The following is an 18,924-nucleotide window of genomic DNA, read 5'->3' on the forward strand; positions in this document are numbered from 1 at the left end:
TATCGTTTGTCTGGTCAGGTGGGCATATTAACGATTAAGACAACGGACCGCGGGAAATTGCGACAGTCTGCAGATTTGGGGGGGTGAACGACCAAATTCGGCAATTTAAGCTGGTTTTTGCGGGGCCAGGCCCTGCTGCACGAGGCCGAGGAGGGTGTCCATGAAAGCGTCGGCATCGATGCCCTCGTGGGTTTCGCAGGGGAAGAAGCTGTGCTTCCACATCATCAGCGTCAGCACCGGGGCGACCAGGACGTTGGTCATCATGACAGGGTCGAGCGGCCGGAATTCGCCGCGTGCCACGCCGCGTTCCAGGATGCGCGTCAGCAGCGCGCTGCCGCGTTCGATGACTTCTTCGTTATAGAACAGTGCCAGTTCGGGGAAATTGCCCGATTCGGCCATCATCAGCTTGGCCAGGCCGGCGGCCTTGGTGGCGCCAACCTTGGTCCACCAGGTGCGCAGCATCTGGCGCAGCAGCTCGTCGCTCGGCATGTCGCGGGCGGCGGCGGCATCGGTTTCGGCCTGGCCGATGGTTTGCACGATGGTCTCGCGCACCACGGCCTTGAACAGTTCCTGCTTGTTTTCAAAATACAGGTAGAGCGTGCCCTTGGAGACGCCGGCGGCGCGCGCCACGTCTTCCAGGCGGGTGGCGGCAAAGCCGCGATCGACGAACAGCTCCAGCGCGGCGGCCAGCAATTCCTGCGGACGCGCGTCCTTGCGCCGTTCCCAGCGGGGCTTGGTATCAGTCGGGTCTTGCATACTTAAAGTTGCGTTTCGGTAACTTACTCGTGAGTCAGTTATCTTAGTGCCCGCGCCCGCCGGCGTCAAGTTTCAGGTCTTGACTTGGATTTGTAGCGGCGTAATAGTGAATGCGAACCTAACTCCGCACGACCCAGGATCATGGGACGCCTCTTTTACGCGATATGCCTTGTGATTGCCGCCTGGTGTGCGGACGTGCACGCCGACACGCTCAGGGTCGGCTTCTACAATTACCCGCCGATGATGATCGAAAGCGAGCAGGCGGGCATTTATCAGGAAATCCTGGACGAGCTGAGCAAAATTACCGGCCATCGCTTTCAGATCCGGTACTTTCCCTACGCGCGTCTGGCCAAAGAGTTCGACCTGGGGCAAATCGACCTCGAACCTGGCGTCTTCCCCGGCTGGGTAAAGCAGCAACGGGTTCCTGGCCAATTTTCAGTGCCATTTGGCAAAGTGGTTGACGTGCTCGTGTTCGCCCCGGGCAAGCATTTTCGAATCAACACGCCAAGAGACCTGAGTGGCAGGACGATCGGATTGGTCAGAGGCTACACCTACCCGGACTTGCGCGAATTGTTTGACAGTGGCCTGGTGCATCGCGCAGACGCCGTCAGCGAGGCGCAGCTCATGGCCATGCTCGCTGCCGGGCGGATGGACCAGATCCTGATCAACAAGGCGGTCGCGCAATACAACATGCTCGTGGTGCCCAAATACAGGGAATTCGTCCTCGGTGACGTTCTGGGCTCGTTTGATGTATCGATGCGCATCCACCCCAACAAGAAAGCCTTGTTGCCGGAACTGGATGAAGCCATCCTGGCAATGAAGCGCTCGGGGGCCATCGCCAGAATCTACGCCAAGTACGGCGTAACTCTTTAGTCCCGGCCAAGCACCGCGTAGACCGACTGCACAACCATCGCCATGCGCTTGTAATCGAGCTTGTCGAACGTATCGCCGGGGCGGTGGTAATTCCGATTGCGCATGAATGCCGTGTCGGTCACCATCAACGCCGGGAAGCCTTGCGCCCAGTAACTGCGATGGTCGGAAAAATCGACGCCTTGCACAAAGGCTGGCGCGTTAAGCGAATAGACCGGCAAGTCCGACGCTCCCGACATTGCCGCCTTCACTGAGCGGCTAAGGCCAAAGTCGCCAAACTGCCCTACCAGGGCAATGAAATTGCCGCGATCCGGGTAGGCAAGCTTCATCGCGGACAGGGGGTACGCCTGGCTTCCCGGACTATCGCTAAAGTAACCGATCATCTCCAGCGAGAGCATCAACTCCACATCACGCCCCGCTGCTTTCAGCGCGCGGGCATGCCACACGCTGCCCATGTGGGGCGAACGGAAGTGTGGCGGCTCTTCCAGGGTATATGCCACCAGTTCGACCGGGCGGCCTGGTGCGGATTTCCCCAGCAAGTGCGCCAGTTCCAGCAAGCCAGCGATGCCACTGGCATTGTCGTCGGCGCCCGGCGTGCCGCCGTGGCTGTCGTAGTGTGCGCCAATCACCAGCAGACGCCCGCGCTCGGGACCAAAGCGGGCGACGACGTTCTTGTACCGCATTTCATCGACGACCACGTCCTGGGTAGATACTTGTGCACCAGCTTCCTTGAATTGCTCTTCGATGTATGCCGCCGTGCGCGCCAGTATCGCGGCGTGGTCAAAAGAGCGCGGGTAGAAATCGACGCTCAGCTTTTTCACGTGCGCTTCGAGCCGGGCAGGATCGACGGAAGGTGGCGTTGAAGGCACCGGGGTCACCATGGGCTGGGCAACCAAGGCGGCCAACGTCAATATCCCCGCGCAGATGACAGCCGACGTAACAATGAGGCGGCGGGAGCTACTTGTGAAGGACTGCAAAAAAGCCATTCCTGTGCCTTGTTATCAAATCGCACATACTACCCGGGCGGCCGCCAGATCCCAAGCGGCCTGGCCGACCGTTTTGAAGACCGGGGCCAGCGGCCCGCGCGGCGCGGCGCCGGCGAGGATATCGGCAAGAGGCTGCACCCGATCCCAGGCGATGGCTGCTTGCAGCAGGTCGCCGGCTTCGTGCCGTGCACCGGCCAGGTCGTCCACCACGACCTGGCGGGCATGCAGCAATGCAGGCGGCAGTTCAGCCATGCCAGGGCGAAATGCGCCTACGCCGATAGCCAGTGTATGCGGCGGTAACGCAGCGGGAACGACCGGTTGCCGCGAGGTGGTCAGCGCAATGACCACGTCGGCCGCTGCGGCATACTGCGCCAACTCGCCCTCGCCGACCGGCACGATGTTCACGCCGGGATGGCGGGCGCGCAGCACGGCGGCAAACTGCATCGCTTTCGCCATGCTGCTGCCGGCGACATGCAGTTCTGCCACGCCGAAGTAGTCGGCCAGCGCCTCGGCGTGCGCCGCCGCCTGCGCCCTGGTGCCGATCAGCAGCACCGTTGCGGGCTTGCGCGGCGCCAGCGTGCGGATGCCAAGCAGGGACATGGCCGCTGTGCGGCGCTGGGTGACGGTGGGCCCATCCAGCAGCGCCAGGCGCTTTCCAGTCGCTGAATCGAACACCACCACTTCGCCCTGGATCGCCGGCAATCCGTGCCGCGCATTATCGGTATGGACGGTAACCAGCTTGGTGACGCCAAGATCGGGGGCAACGGCAGGCATGCAGAGCAGCGTGCTGTCCGCATCGATCCCGACCGCCAATCGTTCCGGCGCCTTGATGATGCCTGCGGCCAGTTCCCTGGCGGCTTGGGCCAGTGCGTCGACCAGGCGGTCGTAGGGCAAGGCCTGGGCGGTTTGCGTGGGATCGAAAATCTGCATGGCGTCAGCGGAAGAAGAAGCCGGTCGGGAACGGGTCGGCGTCTTCCAGCACCCATTGGTTGAAGCTGCTGATATGGGCGCTGCCCGTGACCTCCGTGATGGCGCCGTCGAAATCGCCCACCTGCACCTTTTCGGTCACACGCACGGTGAAGGCGCTGCCGACGATGCTGCCGTTCACATAGGGCTGTCCCAGCGGCAGTTGGCCGCGCAGGAACAACTGGGCCGCTCGGCCGGAGGTGCCGGTGCCGGTGGGCGAGCGGTCCACCTCGCGGTCGGCAAAGATGCAGACGTTCGACTGGTCGACGCCGGGGCGGTTCGGTGCGCCGTCGATGATGGTGCCGTACAGCTGGTCCAGGCCCGGCTCGAGGGGATGGCGAATGCGCGTCTTGGCGATGACGGCCGCCTTGGTTTCCGCGCCGAGCTGGATCAGCGCGCGCACCTGTTCCGGCCGCACTTCCAGGCCCGCTTGCGCGCCGTTGATGTAGTAGTAGAAAGCGCCACCGAACACGATGTCGCCGGTGATTCGGCCGAAGCCCGGCGTTTCCACTTCGAGGTCGCGCGCCAGGATGAAGGCAGGCACATTCCTGAAGGTCACCTCCCCTGCCCGCTGGCCGTCCCATGCCACGCGCGCTTCGATGCAGCCGGCCGGCGTATCGAAACCAATGCGGGTGACCGGGCTTTGGCGCTCGACGTGCCCCATTTCCACCAGCACCTTGCCGAGGGCGATGATGCCGTGGCCGCACATATCGCTATAGCCTTCATTGTGGATGAAGACGACGCCGAAATCCGCGTCCGCCGTGAGAGGCGGCAGCAGGTAGGCGCCGTACATGTCGGCATGGCCGCGCGGTTCATTCATCAGGAAGCGCCGCAGATCGTCGCGGTGCTCCTTCAACCACGCCCTTTTCTCGAGGATGGTCGCGCCGGGAATGGCGGGCAAGCCATTCATCAGGATGCGCAGCGGCTCGCCGCCGGTGTGGGCGTCGATAGTGTGGATCGTACGGGAAAAGGTCAGCATGGTTGGCAGCAGGCTTGGTAAAATTGGTTCAAATTATAACCACATTGGATTATTAAAAAGACCAAAATGAACAAACTCGCTTCCGCCCTGCAGGCGCCGCAACTGTACGAGATCGTCGCCGACCGCCTCCAGGGCATGGTGCTGGCCGGGGAATATGCAACGGGTACGCGCCTGCCGGCGGAACGCAGCCTTTCGCTCGCGCTGGGCGTTGGCCGCGCCACGGTGCGCGAGGCGATTGCGGCGCTGGTCAACCGCGGCATCCTCGAAACCCGGCCCAATTCCGGCACCTATGTGCTGCCGGGTGCGCTGGACGCGATCCGCGCGGCCGGCGCGCCGCTGGCGGCCGATACCAGCCCAAGCGCAACCTTGGCCGCGCGCCTGGCCATCGAACCGCTGATCGCCGAATTCGCGGCGGCAGTGGGCAAGCGCGATCGGGAAATGGAAACTTTGCTGGACCAGATGGAGGCCATCAGCGACTGGGCCGATGCCGGCGCGCGCCAGCAATGGAATGAACTCGACCGCCAGTTCCACCAGCGCATTGCCGCGATGAGCGGCAACCCGGTCATGATCGCCATCGCCGGCGTCGTCGCGGGCGCGGTCGATGAGCCGCTATGGCGCCAACTGCGCGATGCCGGCATCCACGATCCGGCCCGCGCCCGGCTGTACGTCTACGAACACCGGCTGATCTACGAAGCCATCGCCAGCGGCAACCAGGAGGCGGCGCGCTTTTATGTGCGCCAGCACCTGGAACGCGTGCAGAAGGACATCCTTACCTACGCTTAAGGGCGCGGGGCCGCTTCGGTCTTTGCGGGTTCGATCAGCACCAGTTGGCCGGTCTTGGGGTCGCGGAATACTTCGCCGACGCGGTCGTAGCCGCTGCCGGCTTGCGTCACGCCGTCGGCGGGGCGCTCGATCTGGCGGCCCTTCTCCACCGGCTTGTGCTGGAGCGCGCCCTGGCTGCCGGCGACGGCTGCGATCAGGCCGCAGGCAAACACCAGCATCACGTCGACCAGGTTGACCAGGCTGGCGCGCGGGTCTTCGTCGCTGTCGTCGAAGCGGGAGTCGAGGTGCCGGTACAGGCGCAGGCGCTTGCGGGCCGGGATGGCGGCATTGCCGGGGGATTGGAACTGGTCCCTCATGCCGCGTGCTCCATGGCGTCGAGCGTTTCTTCGTACCAGCGGCGGCGCAGCTTGCCGATCACCAGGCCGGCAATGCCGGCAACCAGCCCGAGGACTGTGGCGTCGAAAGCAACCGTCACGGCGCTGGCCAGTTGCGCAGGGTTGCCCTGTCCAAGGGCTGCCAGGCCTGGGCCAAGCGGGATGATGGTGGCCATCAGGCCCAGCATCGGGGGGATGCGGGCCAGCAGGTCGGCGCGCTCAAGGCGATGGCGGGCAAGGGCCTGGATGTGGGCGGCGTTGCCGGCTGCGCGGAGCTTTTTCAATCCGCTGAAACGTTCGCCGGCGGCGATGCCTGCTTCCACTGCCGCAATGGCGCACGCGACGAGGAGGGCCAGCAGCGCCGGCGCGAGGAGGTAGCTGACGCCGTCGTGCAGCCAGGCGTAGGTTTGGTTGTCGATCATTGGTGTGCTCCTTTGAGGATGGGTGTCTGGATGCCGCGATGCACGCCCAGCGCAAACAGGGCCAGGCCGGCGGCCAGGGCGGCCAACAGGGCAAGCAGGTGCATGGCGCGCTCGGCGGGGGATTGCGTGGGTTCGGCAAGATCGCGCAACTCGTAGGCACGCGGCTGCGCCGACTGGGCGTTTGCGCGCGCAACGGCGCCCATTTCGGCGGCGTCGTGCGTGGTGCGCCGTTGCTGCGCCGGGCGGGCTGCGTCGGGCGCAGCGCTGTTGCGCGCAGCTGCCTCGGACGCGGCTTCCGCTTGCGAGGCAGCGGCGCTGGCTGGCGCAGAGCCGGGTTGCGCGCCGGCGGCAGCGTTGGCGCCGGCCGGAACGGCAGTGGCGTACGCCTCGGCAGCCAGCGCATCGCCGCGCGCCTTGGCGAGGGTGCTGGCCAAAGCTTGCGCGTCGGCCGGATCGAGCTGCGGCGACAGCCATTGCCACATCGGGTGGTCAGGTGCAGTGTGGCCGCTGCCCGGCAAGCCGTTGCTGGCAACCAGGCGGGCCAGTTCGCCGCCCATTTTCTTGACGGTGGCATCGTCGGTTTTCCAGTAACCCTTCTCGGCCGCCACCATGAAGATTGCCAGCATATGCGCCTTGGCGTGCGCGTTGTGGCGCTGGCCGAGGAATTGCGGCAGGCCGAGCTTATGCGCATCGTCGAAGTAGACCGACTTCACTTCATCCCAGGCCCAGTTCTTCACCAGGTCCGGCCGCGTGACCTGCCAGCCCCACAGGTTCTCCAGGAACTCCTGCCCCATGGTGCGGGCGCCGGCATAACCATGCCCCATCAGGGGCTTGATCCACGCCGGGTTGAGGAAGCGGCCGCGCAGTTCGCCCAGCATGGTGGAAGCCAGCGGCTCAACGTCGGCGCGCCCCGGCTGTGCGTGCTGCAGGATCAGCGCTTCCGGCACGCGGCCGGTGCGGCTCTCGACGGCCAGCGACAGGCCGCCCAGGTAATCGAAGGCGTCATTGTTATCGAGCAGGCCGTACAGGTTGCTGGCGCGGCCGTGGTAGGTGCGCGTGATGCCGTCCAACGCCACGTCAAAGGCGGCATGGTTTGCCTCGCCGCTCGCATCGAGGCCGTAGGCATGCCCCATGCGGTTGCGGTAAGCCTTGCCGATCTCGTCGCGCTCGCGCCAGGCGCCGGAACGCTCGGTTAGGCGGTTGACGCCGGCGCCGTAAGCGCCAGGAGCGTCACCGAAGATGCGCTGGGCGGCGGCGCGGCCGGCATCGGCCAGCGGCATGCCGCCCGCTTGCAGCGCGCGCACGCGCACCAGCCATTCACGCGCCACGCGGTTGTTCGCTGTCGGCTCGCGGCCCCATGCAGCGCTGGCACTGGCGCCGGTGCTGCCGCTGCCGGCGCCTGCGCTGCTGCCCAGCGGCGCCAGCGCAGCCTCCAGTGCCTCGCGCAATGCAGGCTCCTGCTCGGCGATGCCCGCAGCGGAGGCGGCCAATGACATTCGACCGGCGCGGTCGATCAGGCGAATCAGGTTCGGGTACAGGTCGCGAAACAGGCCGGACGTGGTCACCAGCGCATCGCGCCGCACTGCGCCCGGCACCAGCCGCACATCGTTGACGATGCCGCGCGCATTCCATACCGGCTCGGCGCCCATCATCGCCAGCGCGAACGCCACCATCACGCCTTCATCGCGCACCGCATCGGATGCCCACAGCAGGATGCCTTCGCTGCCCGCATCGGAATGCTCACGCGCCGCAGCCTTGGCCGCCAGGCTGGAGCCCATCTGGTAGCCGATTCTGGTCGGCAGGATATCGCCATCGACCGCATGGAAATTGCGGCCGGTCGGCAGCGCTTCCGGCGAGCGCAGGGGATCGTTGCCCTTGCCCGGTTCGATGAAGCGGCCATCCAGGCCCGCCAGCAGCGCGCGCATTTCATTGAGCGGCGACGCAGCCAGCTTGCGCGCAACCTCAGGATCGTCGATGCCGCCCTTCTTCATCGATTCCAGCATCAGGTCGATGGAGTCCCGCTTCCACGGACGCCCGAAGATGTGCAGGCCGTGCGGCATGAACTTTTCCTGCAGCTTTGTCAGGTAGTGGCCCACTTCGTGCGCCAGCAGGTCGTCGTCGGCCGCGTCGAAGCCGATGCCGCGCACGGCCAGCACGTCGGCCATCGACGCTTCCAGTTCCGCCTTCAGGTTCAGGGCCACAACGCGCTCGCGCATCAGCTGCGCCGCCTTGGCCTTCAGCGTGTCGGAGCTGGCTGCCTCGTAGCTCTCCACAATCTGGCGCAGCGACAGCAGTTCGTCGTACAGCGGCGTGGACGCCAGCGGCGGCGTCAGGTGGTCAACCATCACCGCCAGGCCGCGCCGCTTGGCCTGCGTGCCTTCGCCGACGCCGTCCACGATATAGGGATAGATGCCGGGCAGGTCGCCCGCGATCAGGCTGGGAAAGTCGTCGGCCGAAAGTCCGACCGCCTTCCCCGGCAAGAACTCATAGGTCGAGTGGCGGCCGATATGCACCAGCGCATCGGCCTTGAAGCGGTCGCGCAGCCAGTGGTAGAAGGCCAGGTACTGGTGCGGGGGCGGCACGCTGGTATTCGCATGCAGCAGCTCTTCGTCCACTTCCCAGCCGCGCGGCGGCTGTGGTCCGATGAACACGTTGCCGAACTGGATGCCCGGCACCAGCAGCTTGCCGCTGTCGACCATGATCTTGCCCGGTGCAGGCCCCCAGCCCTTCAAGCCCTCGATGCCGTAGGACGCGACCCGGCGTCGCAGCGGCTCCAGCGCAGCGCAGCGGCGCGGCGCCTTCGCCTGCAGGCAGCCCGCATAGCCATCGGACAGCGCAGCCAGGTCGCGGATCGCCGCCTCGCGCTGCGGATGATCGGCGCCCTCCACCAGGTGCTGCAGTTCCTTGATCACGACTTCCGCCTGCTTGCGGCCGAGTGCCCATTCGCCGGCAGCTTCCGCTTCCAGCACGTCGGCGTGCAAGCGGCCCAGCAGGCCGCTGGTCATTTCTCCCTGCACGCGCGGCGACAGCGTCGCGAACCACTTCGCATAATCGGCGGCGCTGACGCTGTTCACGGAGCCCGCCAGTTCACGCAAGGCGCCGCGGTCCTCAGGCAGGTTGACGCCGTGCGCCATGATGCGGTCAAGCAGCGCTTCCGGCGTGGCCGGCAATTCGCCGACCGTGTAGCCGGCGTCCTTCAGGGCGTGCAGCATGTCGAACAGCGAAGCCGGCACATCAAGGTTGTCGGCGCCGATGTTCTGGCGGCCCGGCGGGTGATTGTAGTACACCAGCGCCACGCGCTTGTCGCGGTTGGATTTGGCGCGCAAGGCCAGCCAGCGCTCGACGCGCGCAGCCAGGCGCTCCGCTTCCGCCGCCAGTACTACCGGCGGGCGATTCTCGATGCCGGTCAGCTTGTCGCGCTGCGGCTCGCCCAGTGCCGCCACCACGATGGGCTGGCCGATGCCCTGCAGCTCGGGTAGCGCCACGCGGTACTGCACCGAATCAGGCGGCAAGCCGTCCGGCGACAAGCGCCATTGCATGGCGGTGCGGTCGGACAGCCGGATCGCCTTGAACAGCGGGATATCGAGCTTCTTGAATGCCTCGCTGACGGCTTCGCGCCCTTCGGCGGCGCCCACCACAAAGTCCTGCAGCACCACCATGGCGGCCGGCACGGCAGGCGCAATCAGTTCCGGCAAGCGCTCAAGCGCCTCGCGCGAGGCGCCGCCCCAGCGCGGCAGCACCTGCACGCATTGCTGGCCAATGCGTTCGACTTGCTTGCAGACGGCATCGGGCACCGTGCCATCCATGTTCGACAGGTCCAGCACTACCACGGTAGGACGCGCCTGCAGGCCTAGCTGCGCCGCCCTGCCCCATGCCGCCGCGTCGTGCAGTTCGCGCTGGCCGGCGCGCAGGCGCAGCGTCGGTTCCGGCTGCGGCTCGGCCAGGGCGCGCGAGGGGTCGAGCAGGTGCGCAAGCAGCGCTGCCGTGTTGTCGCGGCCACCGGCCTGCCAGACCTGGCGCGCAGCCAGCCACTGGCCTGCCGCCGGTCGCGCCCTGGCTGCCTGCAGTGCCGCTTCCGGCGGCTGCTCGGTCGAGAGCTGGCGCAGCGTTTCAGGCGAAAAGCCCTGCAAGCTGCCCTGCCGTCCGCGCGACAGCAGGCTAAGCGTGGCCTCGCCATTCATGGCCAGCACGCTGGCCTGCGGGCGGGCATGGCGCGGCAAGAATTCCTTCAGGCGCCGGGCCGGGTCGCCGAACAGCGATACGGCCAGGATGCTGTCCGCCTGCGCCAGCCACTGGGCGGCTTGCTTGTCGTCGGCCGCCATCCATTGCGCGGGCGTGCGCAACACGATACGGTCCTGGGGATGGCCGGCCAGGTGGCGATGGGCCGCCTCGATGGCGACAGGCGCAGCGCGTTCGGTCACGATGGCAAACAGCACGGCGGCGTTGGCACGCGCGCAAGCGAACGCACATAGCAGGACCACAATGGTCCGGGCAAAGGTAGTGGTAGGCACAGCAGGATTCCGAGCACGCAAAACCACACCCCGGGCTTCGCACAATCAAAAGTGACCGGCCGGTCTTCTGGCTCGCCTTCTTCCTCCGCTGGCCTGGCCTTCCCGTGCGATGCACAGTGGCGTTGGTCAGCTTCGTCCGGCTTACAGCAGCGGGGGCTGCGCCGGACTGGCGCAAGATGGCTATCCCGCGCGGCACCGGCTTCCCGTTTCACCTCCCGGCAGGCTTGCAGGAAGGCACCAATCACATAACGTGCGTCATTCTAACAGACTGCACTTGGCCAACAATCTAGCCAGAAGAGCAACGACTGTTGTTATAAAGATCCACTTCTTAGAAATGATTGGTAATTCGTGAGAATTAGGTATTTACTGCTAAGTACGCGTCAAAGAACGTGTCTGGGAGAGTAAAAATGCATAACAAGACAACATTACAAGTCCTGGCAGCCGCCTCCGGACTTGCGGATGAGCGCATCCAGGAACTCTGGGAAGGGGCCGATATGTATGCCCGTGCCCAGGCTGGGAATCCGGATTCGCCGCGCTACCAGCAAGTGCTGCATGAGCGCATGGCGGCCATGGTCGAACGTGAAGTGGCCAAGCGCCATGCCGCGGACGGCGAGCCCTGGGTGCTGGCTGACGCCCACCTGGGACAGATTGAAGTGTCGCTGTCCGACGCCCTCAAGGCCTTCGGCGGCCGCACGCACCACGTTATCCATTAGCAAGGCAAAGCCGCCCGCACGGCTGTGAACCGCACCCCGATCCCGTGCCGTCCACAATGCGGCGCCTGCTGTACGGCGCCCGCGATCTCCAGCCCGATTCCCGGCATGCCTGAAGGCAAACCGGCAGGCGTGCCCTGCATCCAGCTCGATTCACACATGCGCTGCAAGCTGTATGGCTTGCCCGAACGCCCCCTCGTGTGCGTGGAATTCAGGGCCGACGAAGCAGTGTGCGGTGAGTCGCGCGAGCAGGCCATGCGCTGGCTGGGTTGGCCGAAGCTGTAAAATACTGGCCCACCATGAGTTTCCAATGCCGCCCAGCCTGTGGCGCCTGCTGCACGGCGCCCTCGATTACGTCCCCGATTCCCGGAATGCCGAACGGCAAACCGGCCGGGGTGCGCTGCGTCCAATTGGGCGACGATAACCGTTGCAAGATCTTCGGCAAGCCGGAACGCCCGGCCTTCTGCGGCGGCCTGCAGCCTTCGGCCGAAATGTGCGGCGAGAGTCGGGAACAGGCGATGACGTGGCTCGCGGTGCTGGAACGCGAAACCTGTCCGTGAGCCGCTAGCGAACGTAGAGCGTTGCGAATGTCGAAGGAATTTCAGCCAGTTCCGCTTCCAGATATGGAACAGTCGCAATGCAAGTGACCCATTCCAGGAATCGATCTTCGCTGAAGTACGATCGAACCACGTCCAGCGTTGCCGTTCGGGCAGCCTCAGGGACAAGCGCCGCTACCGGCGGCGCGCCGCTGTCGTCTACAACCGTCAGCCTGGCCTCGAGACAATGACTCCATTCCCAACCGATGTATGGTCGGGCTTCCAGCGAAAATTCAGATGGCCACCGCATTGTGTCGTTCAGGATCCCATGCGCACCAACCAGCCAGACGACGACCTGCGCGCGCCAGTGCGGTGAGGGGATATCGAACACGGAACGCAGCCAAGGCTCGACTAAAGACTCAGGCAGATATTTCAGGCAGAAGAACATCGAAGCGGAGAAATCTCCACTGGCATCCCACCAGAGCCAGACACGGTTCGGGTTGTCGTTTGATTGACGCAGAATATTCCCGATAGCGATGTCGGTGCCGTTCCAGCACATGCCATCCATCATGCACCGTCCCAGGGTTAGCAGCACATCTTCCCGAAAGCCTTCGTATGGCTCCCGAGAGACGCCGTTCGGGTAAATGGCCATAAACCCAGTCATCAACGATTCCAGCAGGTAGGAAAAACATGCCTCATGGCTGCGCGGCAGGAGCGCCGCAAGCAGGTAGTGGTACCAGGTTTTCCATTCCTCCATCGGACCGAATGACCGGGTACCGCTGGCGATTTCAGCAAAACATTCCTGCAGTTCGCGCACTGCAATCTCGTCCAGGTTTCCCAGCAAGTCACTGAACATTCGCCTTTCGGCCCCCATGAACCAGGCCTCGCCCATCGGAGCGGCCGGCTTTGGAAAATGCGCCCGCAAGCGGCCTAAGGCCAGCGTGTCAATCCCGTTCCCACGCGTCCACAGAAACCGATCCATACCTCGTTCCTTGCGATAAGAGCAGTGCACATCATAATCGACTGCCAACGCTCAAGGACCATAATGGAAACGGTTCCATGCTAGAATCTTCAGCCATGAACCAAACCATCGACCACCGCCACCGCCTGTCCACCCGCCTGGCTTTCCTGACTGCGGGCCTTGCCATGTCTGCCTGGGCGCCGCTGGTGCCGTACGCGAAGGAGCGCCTGCAACTGGCGGAAGGTCCGCTTGGGTTGCTGCTGCTTTGCCTCGGCCTGGGCTCGCTGCTGGCGATGCCGCTGACCGGCGCGCTGGCGGCGCGCTTTGGCTGCCGCAAGGTGGTGCTGTGGTCGGCGCTGGTGGTCTGCCTGTCGCTGCCGGCCCTGGCGCTGGCGCCAACCCCGCTGCTGCTTGGCCTGGCGCTGTTTGTGTTCGGCGCCTCGCTCGGCACCATGGACGTGGCGATGAACGTGCAGGCGGTGATTGTCGAAAAGGCCAGCGGCGGCGCGCTGATGTCCGGTTTCCACGGCATGTTCAGCCTTGGCGGCTTCGCCGGCGCCGGCGGCATGGCCCTGTTGCTGTGGCGTGGCAGCGGCCCGCTGGGCGCGTGCCTGGCTATCGTCGCCGTGAGCGCCATCCTGCTGTGGCGCGCCAGTCCCGACTTGCTGCACGAGCCGGAAGCGCGCGACGGCAGTACGCCAACCTTCGTCATGCCGCACGGCGCCGTGATCTTTATCGGCGTCCTGTGCTTCATCGTCTTCCTGGCCGAAGGCGCGATGCTGGACTGGAGCGCCGTGTTCCTGACCGCCGAACGCGGCCTGCAGGAAGGCCGCGCCGGCCTCGGTTATGCCGCCTTTGCCGTCGCCATGACCGTCGGCCGCCTGACGGGCGACCGCGTGGTGCGCCGTTTCGGCGGGCGCCGCGTGCTGCTGGCGGGCGGCCTGTGCGCCGCCGCCGGCTTCTTCACGGCAGTCGCCTCGCCTTCGCCGGCCGCGGCCCTGGCCGGCTTCGTGCTGGTCGGCCTGGGCGCTTCGAATATCGTGCCCATCCTGTTCACTGCCGCCGGCAACCAGCGCACCATGCCCGCCAGCCTGGCGATCGCTGCCATCACCACCATCGGCTACGCCGGCGTCCTGGCCGGCCCAGCCCTGATCGGCTTCATGGCCCACCTGACCAGCCTGGAGCTGGCGTTTGCCGTCCTCGGCGGCGCCTTGTTGCTGGTCGCCGCCAGCAGCCGCCTGGTACGCGTTCACTCCTGACGCAGCGCAAACCGGCGCCTTGGCAAGGGCGCTACCCTTGACTCAAGTGCATCGGTGGGCCGCGCTCATGGTAAGCTTCGTGCCCGCGCAGCATCCCGCCCGCGTTCGCCTACCGACACACTTACCAAAATCACAATGGATATCGTTCTCGCGCTGAAGGCTCTGATCATGGGTCTGGTCGAAGGATTTACCGAATTCCTGCCGATTTCTTCCACCGGCCACCTCGTGCTGGCGGGCAGCCTGCTGAATTTCACCGGCGAGAAGGCTAAAGTGTTCGAGATTGCCATCCAGGGCGGCGCCATGGTTGCCGTTATCTGGGAGTTCCACAAAAAGATAGGCGAAGTGTTGTTCGGCATGTTCCGCGAAGCGCGCGCGCGCCGCTTTGCGCTCAATGTGGCAGTCGGCTTCCTTCCGGCCGCGGGGCTGGGCTTCCTGTTCGAACACAAGATCAAGGCGGTGCTGTTCGCGCCACTGCCGGTGGCGCTGGCCTTCATCATCGGCGGCCTGGTCATCCTGTGGGTCGAGCGCCGCGCCAGGGACAACCCGGTCGCCGTGCGCGTGCAGTCGGTGGACGACATGACGACACTGGATGCGCTGAAGGTCGGCTTCGCCCAGGTCTTCGCCCTGATTCCCGGCACCAGCCGCTCCGGCGCCACCATCATTGGCGGCATGATGTTCGGCCTGTCGCGCAAGGTGGCCACCGAGTTCTCCTTCTACCTCGCGATCCCGACCCTGCTGGCCGCGACATTTTACTCGCTGTGGAAAGCGCGCGACCAACTGACTGCCGGCGACCTGCCGCTATTCAGCATCGGCGCCGTGGTGGCTTTCGTGTCGGCGTTTGCCTGCATCCGCTGGCTGCTGCGCTACATTAGCAGCCATACCTTCACCCCTTTCGCCTGGTACCGCATCGTGTTCGGCATCGTGGTGATTGTTTCCGCCTATACCGGCGTCATCACCTGGGCCGAATAAGAGCATGACCGACCAGGACACCAGCCAGCGCGCCCTGCACCTGCTCCAGACCGTCTTCGGCTACCCAGCCTTCCGCGGCCAGCAGGGGCAGATTGTCGAGCATGTCGGCAACGGCGGCGATGCCCTGGTGCTGATGCCGACCGGCGGCGGCAAGTCGCTGTGCTACCAGATCCCGGCCATGCTGCGCGAAGGCGTGGGCGTGGTGGTGTCGCCGCTGATCGCGCTGATGCAGGACCAGGTCGACGCGCTGGCCGAGGTGGGCGTGCGCGCGGCCTTCCTGAACTCCACCCAGACGTATGAGGAAGCGGCGCGCATCGAACGTCTGGTGCGCACAAGCCAGATCGACCTGCTGTACGTGGCGCCGGAACGGCTGCTGACCCAGCGCTGCTTCGACCTGCTGCAGGATTCGCAGATCGCCCTGTTCGCCATTGACGAGGCGCACTGCGTTTCGCAATGGGGCCACGACTTCCGTCCTGAATACATCAAGCTCTCGGTGCTGCACGAGCAGTTCCCGAACGTGCCGCGCATTGCGCTGACTGCGACCGCCGACCAGCAGACGCGCGCCGAAATCATCCACCGCCTGGCGCTGACCGAAGCGGCGCAATTCGTGTCGTCTTTCGACCGCCCGAACATCCGCTACCAGATCGTTGAAAAGACCAACGGCCGCAAGCAGCTGCTGGACTTCATCACCGCCGAACATGCCGGCGATTGCGGCATCGTCTACTGCCTGTCGCGCAAGAAGGTGGAGGAGACGGCGGAGTTCCTGAACGAGCACGGCGTGCGCGCCCTGGCCTACCACGCCGGCATGGAGCACACGGTGCGCGCCGGGAACCAGGCGCGCTTCCTGCGCGAAGAGAACATCGTGATGGTGGCCACCATCGCCTTCGGCATGGGCATCGACAAGCCGGACGTGCGTTTCGTCTGCCACCTCGACCTGCCGAAATCGATCGAAGGCTATTACCAGGAAACCGGCCGCGCCGGCCGCGACGGCATGCCAGCCAGCGCCTGGATGTCCTACGGCCTGCAGGACGTGGTGCTGCAGCGGCGCATGATCGACGAGTCGGAAGCCGACGAGAATTTCAAGCGCGTCCTGTCGACCAAGCTTGATTCCATGCTGGGCCTGTGCGAGACACTGAGCTGCCGCCGCGTGCGCCTGCTGGAATACTTCGGCGAGCCGGCCACGCCTTGCGGCAATTGTGACACCTGCCTGATTCCGCCGGTATCCTTCGATGGCACGGTGCCGGTGCAGAAGCTGCTGTCGGCCATCTACCGCTGCGACCAGCGCTTCGCCGCTGGCCACGTGATCGACGTGCTGCGCGGCGCCGAGTCGGAACGCATCCAGACCTGGCACCACGATAAGCTGTCCGTGTTCGGCATCGGCGCCGACCGCAGCGAACAGGAATGGCGCGCCATCCTGCGCCAGGTCATCGCTCTGGGCCTGGTCACCGTCGACCACGAGCAATTCAGTTCGCTCAAGCTGACCGACGCCGCGCGCCCGGTGTTGAAAGGCGGCCAGAAAGTGCAGCTGCGCCAGTACCAGAAGCCGGTCAAGCAGAAACGCAGCTCGGCCCCCAAGGGCTACGAGGAAACCAGCCTCGATGGCGACGAGCAGCGCCTCTTCGACCGCCTGCGTTCGTGGCGCATGGGCGCGGCACGCGAACATGGCGTGCCGGCTTATGTGATCTTCAACGACGCCACCCTGCGCGAGATCGCCAAGGTCCGTCCTGCCACGCTGGGCGAGATGCGCGGCATCTCCGGCGTGGGCGAGAAGAAGCTGGTTTCCTACGGCGACGAGATCGTCAGGCTGCTCGCCGACCTGGCTTGAGGCGCAGGCTTCCCAGCAGCGCCAGCCCTGCCAGCAGCAACGCCCCTTGCGTCGGTTCCGGCACCGGCGACAGCAGGAACGTCCCTCGCGTATCCCACTCATTGACGCCCCTGGCAAGGATCTGGCCGCTGGCATTGATGTCCCAAGCGCCTTGCAGGAACCATCCCGCGTACTCTGTCTCGTTCCAAAGATGGTCCAGCACGTAGGGCCGGTCCCGGTACCAAAGCATGGCGCGCCTGTAATCGGTTTCGCCTACCACGCTGCCCGCGTCGTTGATGTCGTACGCATAATCGGACCACAGTTCCTGATAATCCCATTTGCTGCCATGTTCGAGCATGGTGAATGCGCTGGCGTTTTCCTGGTAGCCGGCGACCCGTCCTTCGCTGTTGACGGCAAGGAGGTAAAAGTCATAAGCCAGGTGATGATCGCCGAAGTTGCCGTTGTACCAGCTCCTGGCGCCAAACTCGCCGGTGTGGCCTCCAATAACGTAGCCGAGATCGTTGATCAAATAGGGGGCGTAGTCGTCAAACACTTGCGGTGCGCTGCCATCGCCCCATTGGATAAAGCCGATCGGTCCGGAAGTTCCCGGCAGGCGGTAGCCGACAACATCGCCGCGGTTGTTGATGCCGGCCGCATAACCGCCCATTCCCGCGAATTGCAGCAGTTCCATTTCGCCGCCATTGCGCCACCTGACCGGCTGCGACTGCGTGAAGCCCGGGATTGTAATGTTCCCGATAACCGTTCCCTGGTTATTGAAGCCGGTGAGTGTCAATTCTCCGGCGACACTAGGCAAATGCACCAGCGAACCGTCGCGGTTCCAGATCAGCGGTTTGCCGTCCGGGCCGAGGCCCGCGACCTGCCCGGCATCGTTCAGGAACTTCGGCGCAAACTGGCCGTCAAACCTGAATGCCCGATAGGCCGGCGCTTCCTGCGCATACGCGCTGCATGCAAGCAGCGCCAGCAAGGAAGAAGACGCCAGGCGCGCCGCCAGCTTTCTTTGCGCCAGCCAGCGCAGTGCCAGCAGCGCGAGCCCGGCCAGCAGCAGCGTAGCAATTTGCGGCTCCGGCACCGGCGACAGCAGGAATGTGGCGGTGCCACCCTGGGGGCCGAGGGCACTGGCAAGTATCGCCCCGTCGTTGTTGATGTCCCACGCGTTGAGCAAGGTCCAGCCCGAATACGCGGCTTCGTTCCACAAATGATCCAGGTTATACGCCCGGTCTTCAAACCACAGCATGGCATGCAAGCTGAGCTCGGTTTCGCCGACGACGCTGCCGGTATCGTTGAGGGCATGGGCAAAACCGGACCACAGGTCACGGATGTCGCGCTGCCCCTCCCTGTCGATCAGCGAGAAGGCGTGGTAATTGTCGTGCATGCCCGCCAGGCGCCCTTCGTTGTTGAGCGCACGGACAAACAGGCCGCTATAGGGCTCTTGCGCGAACACCCCATCCTGCCAGCCCCGAAGCCCCCAATCGCCGCCAAGCTGGCCAATAACCAGGCCGTGGTCGTTGATCATCTGCGGCAGGTAGTTGTCGAACAGTTGAGGCGTACTGCCGTCGCCCCACTGGACGAAGCCGACCTGCCCCGAGCCCGTACCGGATGCGCCGGCCATGTAGCCGATAATGTCGCCGCGATTATTGACGCCCGCCGTGAAACCGCCCAAACCCTGGAATGGCAGGCGCTCCACTGCCCCGCCGTCGCGCCATGCGACCGGTTGCGGCAGGCTGTAGCCCGGAATGACCGCATTGCCGACAACCGTGCCCCGATTATTGAAGCCGGTGATGGTGAGCTGGCTGACACTGCCAGCCAGTTGCTGCACCGAGCCATCGGGATTCCAGATGACCGGCCTGCCGTCCTGGCCGACGCCGGCGACCTGGCCCAGGTCGTTCAGTATCTGCGGCGTGAACTGGCCATCGAACTTGAAGGCACTATAGGCGGGTGCACCCTGCACGTGTGCGGACCATGCCAGCAACGCCAGCACGGAAAAGAACAAACGAAGGAACCTTGGCATGGCAATCTC

17 protein-coding genes and 1 riboswitch are annotated in these 18,924 nt (G+C 65.0%); of the genes, 8 read left to right on the plus strand and 9 right to left on the minus strand.

The window, feature by feature from the left end; all coding sequences use genetic code 11:
* Window positions 1-105: 105 nt before the first annotated feature.
* Window positions 106-756 (minus strand): TetR/AcrR family transcriptional regulator, encoded by a 651-nt coding sequence (locus ACN9MW_RS29290; RefSeq protein WP_426165558.1) that lies wholly within the window; start codon window positions 754-756, stop codon window positions 106-108.
* Window positions 757-897: 141 nt separating this feature from the next.
* Between ACN9MW_RS29290 and ACN9MW_RS29295 the strand changes: the two genes are divergently transcribed.
* Window positions 898-1,629, plus strand: a complete 732-nt coding sequence (locus ACN9MW_RS29295) for a substrate-binding periplasmic protein (RefSeq protein WP_426165560.1) — start codon at window positions 898-900, stop codon at window positions 1,627-1,629.
* Here ACN9MW_RS29295 and ACN9MW_RS29300 read toward each other — a convergent pair.
* The 3 genes from ACN9MW_RS29300 to ACN9MW_RS29310 form a co-directional block, all read right to left on the minus strand.
* Window positions 1,626-2,531, minus strand: coding sequence for a M28 family peptidase (locus ACN9MW_RS29300; protein ID WP_426165562.1), 906 nt, complete (start codon window positions 2,529-2,531; stop codon window positions 1,626-1,628). The genes ACN9MW_RS29295 and ACN9MW_RS29300 overlap by 4 nt on opposite strands.
* A 96-nt stretch (window positions 2,532-2,627) precedes the next feature.
* Window positions 2,628-3,542, minus strand: coding sequence for a delta(1)-pyrroline-2-carboxylate reductase family protein (locus ACN9MW_RS29305; RefSeq protein WP_426165564.1), 915 nt, complete (start codon window positions 3,540-3,542; stop codon window positions 2,628-2,630).
* Window positions 3,543-3,546: 4 nt separating this feature from the next.
* The gene (locus ACN9MW_RS29310; RefSeq protein ID WP_426165566.1) at window positions 3,547-4,557 is read right to left on the minus strand and encodes a proline racemase family protein; all 1,011 of its coding nucleotides are present in this window, start codon (window positions 4,555-4,557) and stop codon (window positions 3,547-3,549) included.
* Between the two features lie 66 nt (window positions 4,558-4,623).
* Here ACN9MW_RS29310 and ACN9MW_RS29315 point away from each other — a divergent pair, with 66 nt between their 5' ends.
* Entirely contained in the window at window positions 4,624-5,340 is a 717-nt protein-coding gene (locus ACN9MW_RS29315) for a FadR/GntR family transcriptional regulator (protein ID WP_426165568.1), read from the plus strand.
* Here the strand turns inward: ACN9MW_RS29315 and ACN9MW_RS29320 are convergent.
* The 3 genes from ACN9MW_RS29320 to ACN9MW_RS29330 are packed head-to-tail and all read right to left on the minus strand — an operon-like array spanning window position 5,337 to window position 10,647.
* Complete coding sequence (locus ACN9MW_RS29320; RefSeq protein ID WP_426165570.1) at window positions 5,337-5,696, minus strand: hypothetical protein; 360 nt, start codon at window positions 5,694-5,696, stop codon at window positions 5,337-5,339. The genes ACN9MW_RS29315 and ACN9MW_RS29320 overlap by 4 nt on opposite strands.
* Complete coding sequence (locus ACN9MW_RS29325; RefSeq protein WP_426165572.1) at window positions 5,693-6,136, minus strand: MotA/TolQ/ExbB proton channel family protein; 444 nt, start codon at window positions 6,134-6,136, stop codon at window positions 5,693-5,695. The genes ACN9MW_RS29320 and ACN9MW_RS29325 overlap by 4 nt, the downstream gene beginning before the upstream one ends.
* Window positions 6,133-10,647: a cobaltochelatase subunit CobN gene (locus ACN9MW_RS29330; protein WP_426165574.1), complete on the minus strand. Its 4,515-nt coding sequence runs from the start codon at window positions 10,645-10,647 to the stop codon at window positions 6,133-6,135. Before ACN9MW_RS29330 ends, ACN9MW_RS29325 begins: the two co-directional genes overlap by 4 nt.
* Before the next feature lie 40 nt (window positions 10,648-10,687).
* Window positions 10,688-10,904: riboswitch (cobalamin riboswitch) on the minus strand.
* Window positions 10,905-11,054: 150 nt separating this feature from the next.
* On the opposite strand from ACN9MW_RS29330, the gene ACN9MW_RS29335 reads away from it, so the two are divergent.
* Genes ACN9MW_RS29335 through ACN9MW_RS29345 form a run of 3 tightly spaced genes read left to right on the plus strand, consistent with a single transcriptional unit; the run spans window position 11,055 to window position 11,917 of the window.
* A complete protein-coding gene (locus tag ACN9MW_RS29335; RefSeq protein WP_426165576.1) occupies window positions 11,055-11,360 on the plus strand; it encodes a hypothetical protein in 306 nt (101 codons plus the stop codon).
* 39 nt (window positions 11,361-11,399) lie between these two features.
* The gene (locus tag ACN9MW_RS29340) at window positions 11,400-11,642 is read left to right on the plus strand and encodes a YkgJ family cysteine cluster protein (protein ID WP_426172329.1); all 243 of its coding nucleotides are present in this window, start codon (window positions 11,400-11,402) and stop codon (window positions 11,640-11,642) included.
* A gap of 14 nt (window positions 11,643-11,656) precedes the next feature.
* Complete coding sequence (locus ACN9MW_RS29345; protein WP_426165578.1) at window positions 11,657-11,917, plus strand: YkgJ family cysteine cluster protein; 261 nt, start codon at window positions 11,657-11,659, stop codon at window positions 11,915-11,917.
* 4 nt (window positions 11,918-11,921) lie between these two features.
* Here the strand turns inward: ACN9MW_RS29345 and ACN9MW_RS29350 are convergent, their stop codons facing one another.
* Window positions 11,922-12,875 (minus strand): hypothetical protein, encoded by a 954-nt coding sequence (locus ACN9MW_RS29350; protein WP_426165580.1) that lies wholly within the window; start codon window positions 12,873-12,875, stop codon window positions 11,922-11,924.
* A 95-nt stretch (window positions 12,876-12,970) separates the two neighbouring features.
* Between ACN9MW_RS29350 and ACN9MW_RS29355 the strand changes: the two genes are divergently transcribed.
* The 3 genes from ACN9MW_RS29355 (at window position 12,971) to recQ (ending at window position 16,907) form a co-directional block, all read left to right on the plus strand.
* Window positions 12,971-14,113 (plus strand): MFS transporter, encoded by a 1,143-nt coding sequence (locus ACN9MW_RS29355; RefSeq protein ID WP_426165582.1) that lies wholly within the window; start codon window positions 12,971-12,973, stop codon window positions 14,111-14,113.
* A 135-nt stretch (window positions 14,114-14,248) separates the two neighbouring features.
* Window positions 14,249-15,082: an undecaprenyl-diphosphate phosphatase gene (locus ACN9MW_RS29360; RefSeq protein WP_426165584.1), complete on the plus strand. Its 834-nt coding sequence runs from the start codon at window positions 14,249-14,251 to the stop codon at window positions 15,080-15,082.
* A gap of 4 nt (window positions 15,083-15,086) precedes the next feature.
* A complete protein-coding gene (gene recQ / locus ACN9MW_RS29365; RefSeq protein WP_426165586.1) occupies window positions 15,087-16,907 on the plus strand; it encodes a DNA helicase RecQ in 1,821 nt (606 codons plus the stop codon).
* Here recQ and ACN9MW_RS29370 read toward each other — a convergent pair.
* Window positions 16,882-18,915 (minus strand): PEP-CTERM sorting domain-containing protein, encoded by a 2,034-nt coding sequence (locus tag ACN9MW_RS29370; RefSeq protein ID WP_426165588.1) that lies wholly within the window; start codon window positions 18,913-18,915, stop codon window positions 16,882-16,884. The genes recQ and ACN9MW_RS29370 overlap by 26 nt on opposite strands.
* Window positions 18,916-18,924: the final 9 nt, after the last annotated feature.

Origin of the sequence: Pseudoduganella sp. R-34, assembly GCF_049904655.1 — a bacterium.
Taxonomy (GTDB): domain Bacteria; phylum Pseudomonadota; class Gammaproteobacteria; order Burkholderiales; family Burkholderiaceae_D; genus Rugamonas.